The following is a 6394-nucleotide window of genomic DNA, read 5'->3' on the forward strand; positions in this document are numbered from 1 at the left end:
TCCATGGCAACGGATGAACATGACCACATATAACCTCACCCATCTCAAACAGCTGGAAGCCGAAAGCATCCACATCATTCGGGAAGTGGCCGCCGAGTTCGACAACCCGGTCATGCTCTACTCCATCGGTAAAGATTCTGCCGTGATGCTGCATCTTGCCCTGAAAGCCTTCTACCCGGGCAAGCCACCGTTCCCGTTGCTTCACGTGGATACCACCTGGAAGTTCCGGGACATGATCTCGTTCCGGGATAATGTAGCGGAGAAGTTCGGGCTAGACCTGATCGTGCACATCAATGAAGAAGGCGTGAAGCAAGGCGTCGGCCCCTTTACTCATGGCAGCGCCAAGCACACGGACATCATGAAAACCCAATCCCTGAAGCAGGCCCTGAACAAGTACAAGTTCGACGCCGCCTTCGGGGGCGCCCGCCGGGACGAAGAAAAATCACGCGCCAAGGAGCGGGTATATTCCTTCCGTGACGAACACCACCGCTGGGACCCGAAGAACCAGCGCCCGGAGCTCTGGAATATTTACAACGGCAAAGTCAACAAGGGCGAAAGCATCCGGGTCTTCCCGCTGTCCAACTGGACTGAGCTGGACATCTGGCAATACATCTACCTTGAAAACATTGACATCGTTCCCCTCTATTACGCAGCGGTGCGGCCCGTGGTAGAGCGCGATGGCACCCTGATCATGGTGGACGACGACCGCATGCCCCTGAAAGAAGGTGAAAAGCCGATGATGAAATCGGTACGCTTCCGCACCCTGGGCTGCTATCCGCTGACCGGCGCCATTGAATCCGAGGCCAACACCCTGCCCGACATCATTCAGGAAATGCTGCTGGCCACCAGCTCAGAGCGGCAAGGCCGGGTGATCGACCACGACTCAGCGGGCTCCATGGAACAGAAAAAGCGGGAAGGGTATTTCTAACATGTCACACCAGTCTGATCTGATTGCAGAAGATATTCAGGCTTACCTGAAGCAACACGAGAACAAGGAACTCCTGCGCCTGCTCACCTGCGGCAGTGTGGATGACGGCAAGAGCACGCTGATTGGCCGGCTGTTGCATGACACCAAGATGATCTATGAAGATCACATGGCCAGCCTGAAAACTGACAGCGCAAAAATGGGCACCACCGGCGAAAAACTGGACCTGGCACTGCTGGTGGACGGCCTTCAGGCCGAGCGGGAACAGGGCATTACTATTGATGTCGCTTACCGTTATTTCAGCACCGACAAACGCAAGTTCATCATCGCGGACACCCCGGGCCATGAGCAGTACACCCGCAACATGGCCACCGGCGCATCCACTGCGCAACTGGCCATCCTGATGATTGATGCCCGCCACGGCGTACTCACTCAGACCCGCCGGCATTCCTACATTGCTTCGCTTCTGGGCATCCGGCACATCGTGGTCGCCGTGAACAAAATGGATCTGGTGGACTTCAGCGAAGAGCGCTTCAATGAAATCCGCGACGACTACCTGGCCTTCGCCTCACGACTGGGCCTCAAGGACATCCGATTTGTTCCCATCTCGGCGCTGGATGGAGACAACGTCGTCAACAAGAGCGAGAACACCCCCTGGTTTACCGGCCAGCCGCTGATGGAAATTCTGGAAACGGTGGAAGTGTCCCGTGACAAGAACCTGGAGCATTTCCGCTTCCCGGTGCAGTACGTGACCCGTCCGAACCTGAACTTCCGCGGCTTCTGCGGCACCATCGCCTCTGGGGTGGTTCGCCCTGGCGATGCAGTGATGGCCCTGCCCTCACGCCGTACCAGCAAAGTAAAGGAAGTCGTGACCTTCGACGGCAACCTGGACGAAGCCTACATCGACCAGGCGGTCACCCTGACCCTGGAAGACGAGATCGACATCAGCCGTGGCGACATGCTGGTGAAGGTGGAGGACGAACCGGAAGTCCACAACCGCTTCAATGCCAACATTGTCTGGATGACCGACGCACCGCTGGAAACCGGCCGGCTGTATGACATCAAGCTGGGCCCCACCTTTACTTCCGGTACCGTGAAGAAAATCCACCATCAGACCGATGTAAACACTCTGGATCAGCAAGCCAATCCCAGCCAACTGGCCCTGAATGAAATCGGCCTGTGCGAACTGACCCTGAACCAACCGGTCGCGTTTGACGCCTATCAGCGTAACCACGCCACCGGCAGCTTCATCGTCATTGACCGCCTGACCAACGTAACCATCGGGGCGGGCATGATCGCTGGCCTGGCCGATGGCCTGGAATCCCTGGACCCGGTCACCGCCGAGGAACGCGAACGACGCCTGGCCCAGAAGCCGGCCATCATCGCCTGTAACGGCAAACATGGCCCGGAACTGGCGCTGGCCGTTGAGCGAGCTCTGTTCGATCAGGGCAAAACCGCCGTCGTGGTATCCGAAGAAAATGCGGGTGACGCAGACGAACGCCGTCGGGTAGCGCAGTTGCTGACCGCTCACGGGCTGGTAGCCATTGCCGTGAACCTGGGTTCGGACATTGCCAACGCCAGTGCCAACGCAGAGAACGAAGCTGACATTCCCGGCGCCGTCTCGACACTGGTCCAGGAACTGATTCGCAGCAAGCGAATCTGATTTCCATACCCGCCCATTGAGAACCCCGGCCCGAACGAAGACGTCGGGACCGGGGTTTCTTTCTCTGCCAACCGTGGCACAATCACGCTCCGCCAAGCCGACTGAATCTGACAGGAGCTGACCCATGGCCATCAAACACCTGCGCACCGCCTTCGCAAGCCAATACCAGCCGGGCCAACCTGCCCGCCTCGTAGCGGGCGAGGCCCTGCAGGAACCGGGCGGCGACTACGAAGCCCTGCACAAGCAGATGAAGCGCCTGTTCAACAGCAAACCCGGCAAGAAATACGGCCGCTTCTCAGACGACATCGGCGAATGCCCCTTCAGCGCCTGGCTCAAAGACTACCTGGAAGACAAACAGACCTTCGCGGCCATGACTGACCGTCTTTTCGGCCAGTGGCAGGAACTGCTGACCGGCAGCCAGGAAGAATTCGACGGCCACCTGATGATCGTACACGACGCCCTGGCCGATGCCGAAGTGGTGTACCTGTTTATCCTGGAAACCGACAGCGCCATGCGCTTCGACGGCAGCCAGAAACTGGACGCCACCGACGTACTCAGCCTGTCGCGCCTGAACCTGGCCGTGCGAATTGAACTGGACGACTGGCGCAACGCCAACGGCAGCGAAAACTACATGACCCTGATCCACGGCCGCGGCACCGGCGACCCCGGCGAGCTGTTCATCCGCCTGTGCGCCTTCACCAACAGCGTGGACGTGGAAAAGGAAACCATGACCTTCCTGGACGCAGTGGAAGCATTCGCCAAAACCAGCGAACCGGAAAAAGCCGGCGAAGTGCGCGCCAAGGCCTACGAATTCTGCAAAGACCAGCACGCCCTGGGCGAGCCCGTGGAAATCGAAGCTCTGTCGAATTACCTGGACGAAAGCCAGCCCCAGCGCTTCAAGGAATTCGCCAGCCAGAACGCCGAACTACCGGAAACCGGCGTACTGCACCCGGACCACCGCAAGGTCAAGAAACTCGTGCGCATCGCTGGCTCCGGCGGAGGTATGAGCGTGTCTTTTTCGTCGGACCTGGTCAACCAGGCGGTGTACTACGACCGTGACAAAGATGCCTTGACCATCACTCGACTGCCCAAGGCTTTGCGGGAGCAGTTGCAGCGGTATCTTGAAGCTCGCGAGGACTGAGGGGCTCGTTTCTGTAGCCTGCTGGTTGAGGGGCGGGTTGCGGGGTGGGCGAATCTTTTTTCTTTGGAAAAACAACTCGCTTCGCTCAGACATCTTTTTCCGGCAGAAAAAAGATTCACCCACCCCGCACCGGCATAACGAATGTGCTGGAGTCCGTTAGGACTCTTTTGCTTCTGTGTTTTCTGGTTGCTCGTCCCATCTGGGGCGATTGGCTCTTATTTTTCTGACTTCCTGCATCCAGCCTACTCCGTCGATCAGTTCGCCGGTTTCGTGGTCGATTGGCGGATACGGCAGATTGCGGTCGTCGCAGTAGCGCTTAACCGTCGGCTGGCACCAGCAGAACAGCAAGCGGTTGTACTCATCATCCGGCATCCGCCGCTGATCAAACATGCCCGCCAACTTCCGCTGACGCTGGGCTTCGGAAAGGATAATCGAGCAGGCTGAAGACACATTCAGCGATTCCACCATTCCCATCATCGGAATCACAATATGCTCATCCGCCTGTTCAGCAGTGACCGGATTCACCCCATCCACCTCGTTACCCATGATAATCGTGCACGGCACGGTGTAATCCACCTCCCGAAAATCCACCGCCCGGTCTGACAACTGCGCCGCATACAGCTTGTGCCCCTGGGCCTTCAACTCCGTCACCGCGTTATCCATAGTGGGATGAGTATGCGTCGTCACCCAGTGAAAGCTGCCGCCGGCTGTCTTACGAAACGCCCGAAAACCCTCCTTGGGCCAAACCACGTGCATATTGGCCAGCCCAAAGGCATCACAGGAGCGAATGATCGCCGACAGGTTTCTGGGCTTGTGCACCTGATCGGTCAGCACCCGCAGGTCGGGTTGGCGGGTGTTGAGGACTTGCTTGATTCGGGCGAGGCGTTCAGGGGTCATGGGTAAAATCCAAGCCTTGTTGATGATGGCACAGCGGTCCGGGAAGGGCTTCGGGGGAAGCTTTCCAAAAATTTGTGGAGCCATGGATGGCGGAACACAAGCGCCACAGGGATGTGCCGAAGGAGCGCTTTTTGGAAAGCTTCCCCCGAAGCCCTTCATGCACCACAGCTAACAGGCTGCGAATAATATCACAGCCTCAGATGAGGAATACCGAGACAACGGTGGTTGAAGATTAAGCACCCCGTTATAATACGCAGTCCATTTTTGCCAGCGCCCCACTCCACCCCGGCGCCAACACACCAAACTACGTGAGACCCATGGCCAAGAAGCTGTACATCAAAACCCACGGCTGCCAAATGAACGAGTACGACTCTGCCCGCATGGCAGACCTGCTCAAAACCGGCGAAGCGGTCGAAGTCACCGACAACGCCGATGACGCCGACATCCTGCTGCTGAACACCTGCTCCATCCGCGAAAAAGCCCAGGAGAAAGTGTTTCACCAGCTTGGCCGCTGGAAAAGTCTCAAAACCAAAAAACCCGACCTGATCATCGGCGTCGGCGGCTGCGTCGCCAGCCAGGAAGGCCAGGCCATCATCGACCGGGCGCCCTACGTGGATATGGTATTCGGCCCGCAAACCCTGCATCGCCTGCCCGACATGATCACCGAGGTACGCACCAAGGGTAATGGCGTTGGCGTGGTCGATGTCAGTTTCCCGGAGATCGAAAAATTCGACAATTTGCCTGAGCCCGGCGCCGACGGCCCCTCTGCGTTTGTCTCCATCATGGAAGGCTGCAGCAAATACTGCACCTTCTGCGTGGTGCCCTACACCCGCGGCGAGGAAGTCAGCCGCCCTGTAGACGATGTCATCGCCGAAGTGGCTCATCTGGCTACCCAGGGAGTGCGGGAAGTGAATCTGCTGGGCCAGAACGTGAACGCTTACCGTGGCGAAACCCACGACGGCGACCAGATGGACCTGGCGGAACTGATCGAAGTCATCGCCACCATCGACGGCATTGATCGCATCCGCTACACCACCTCTCACCCGGTGGAATTCAGCGATGCGCTGATCGAAGTCTACGAGCGGGTTCCCGAACTGGTCAGCCACCTGCACCTGCCGGTACAGAGCGGCTCTGACCGCATCCTCGCAGCGATGAAGCGGGGCCACACGGCGCTGGAGTACAAATCCAAGCTGCGCCGCCTGCGCAAGATCCGCCCGGACATCAGCTTTTCTTCGGATTTCATCATCGGCTTCCCGGGTGAAACCGACAAGGATTTCGAGGACACCATGAAGCTGATCAACGACATCGGCTTCGACATGTCCTTCAGCTTCATCTACAGCGCCCGCCCGGGTACACCGGCGTCTGACTTGCCGGACGATACGCCGATGGAGGTGAAGAAGCAGCGGTTGAGCATTCTTCAGGATCGCCTGAATCAGAATGTAATGGATATCAGCCGGAAAATGGTGGGTTCTACTCAGCGTATTCTGGTGACTGGTTTGTCCAAGAAGGATCCTGGTGAGTATGCGGGGCGTACGGAGAACAACCGTATTGTGAATTTCCGCCACGAGAATCCTGAGGTGGTTGGGCACTTTATCGATGTGGAGATTGTGGAGGCCTATCCCAATTCTCTTCGCGGTGTGCCTGTTAACTCTGAGTTGCTTTAAACGCTGGAACGTATGTGCTCTTTGCTTGGAGTTGGGAGGCGGGCTGGAAGGGCCTCCCAAAAACCGCTTCGAGCACATCCCTGTGCGCTTCTCTCCGGCCATCC

At 57.9% G+C, this 6394-nt stretch carries 5 protein-coding genes; 4 read left to right on the forward strand and 1 reads right to left on the reverse strand.

All coding sequences use genetic code 11. The annotated features are described in order from the left end of the window. The first annotated feature begins 13 nt into the window (after positions 1-13). From cysD to Q675_RS29535, 3 genes are all read left to right on the forward strand, one after another. Positions 14-928 (forward strand): sulfate adenylyltransferase subunit CysD, encoded by a 915-nt coding sequence (gene cysD, locus Q675_RS29525; RefSeq protein WP_014422122.1) that lies wholly within the window; start codon positions 14-16, stop codon positions 926-928. 1 nt (position 929) lies between these two features. Beyond that, positions 930-2588, forward strand: a complete 1659-nt coding sequence (gene cysN, locus Q675_RS29530; protein WP_011786180.1) for a sulfate adenylyltransferase subunit CysN — start codon at positions 930-932, stop codon at positions 2586-2588. A gap of 124 nt (positions 2589-2712) precedes the next feature. Then, positions 2713-3729: a nucleoid-associated protein gene (locus tag Q675_RS29535; protein WP_011786181.1), complete on the forward strand. Its 1017-nt coding sequence runs from the start codon at positions 2713-2715 to the stop codon at positions 3727-3729. Positions 3730-3885: 156 nt separating this feature from the next. Here Q675_RS29535 and trmH read toward each other — a convergent pair whose 3' ends face one another. Continuing rightward, complete coding sequence (gene trmH / locus Q675_RS29540) at positions 3886-4626, reverse strand: tRNA (guanosine(18)-2'-O)-methyltransferase TrmH (protein ID WP_023011348.1); 741 nt, start codon at positions 4624-4626, stop codon at positions 3886-3888. A 317-nt stretch (positions 4627-4943) separates the two neighbouring features. Between trmH and miaB the strand changes: the two genes are divergently transcribed. Further along, on the forward strand, positions 4944-6290 hold the full coding sequence (gene miaB, locus Q675_RS29545; RefSeq protein WP_023011350.1) for a tRNA (N6-isopentenyl adenosine(37)-C2)-methylthiotransferase MiaB: 1347 nt from the start codon (positions 4944-4946) through the stop codon (positions 6288-6290). The last annotated feature ends 104 nt before the right edge of the window (positions 6291-6394 follow it).

The sequence above is a fragment of the Marinobacter sp. EN3 genome (assembly GCF_000475315.1).
In the GTDB taxonomy this organism is placed as follows: domain Bacteria; phylum Pseudomonadota; class Gammaproteobacteria; order Pseudomonadales; family Oleiphilaceae; genus Marinobacter; species Marinobacter nauticus.

Excerpts from the sequence above, each read along its gene's own strand:
- trmH (WP_023011348.1), bottom strand. The coding sequence starts at position 4,626 with ATGACCCCTGAACGCCTCGCCCGAATCAAGCAAGTCCTCAACACCCGC.
- Q675_RS29535 (WP_011786181.1), top strand. The coding sequence starts at position 2,713 with ATGGCCATCAAACACCTGCGCACCGCCTTCGCAAGCCAATACCAGCCG.
- cysD (WP_014422122.1), top strand. The coding sequence starts at position 14 with ATGAACATGACCACATATAACCTCACCCATCTCAAACAGCTGGAAGCC.
- miaB (WP_023011350.1), top strand. The coding sequence starts at position 4,944 with ATGGCCAAGAAGCTGTACATCAAAACCCACGGCTGCCAAATGAACGAG.
- cysN (WP_011786180.1), top strand. The coding sequence starts at position 930 with ATGTCACACCAGTCTGATCTGATTGCAGAAGATATTCAGGCTTACCTG.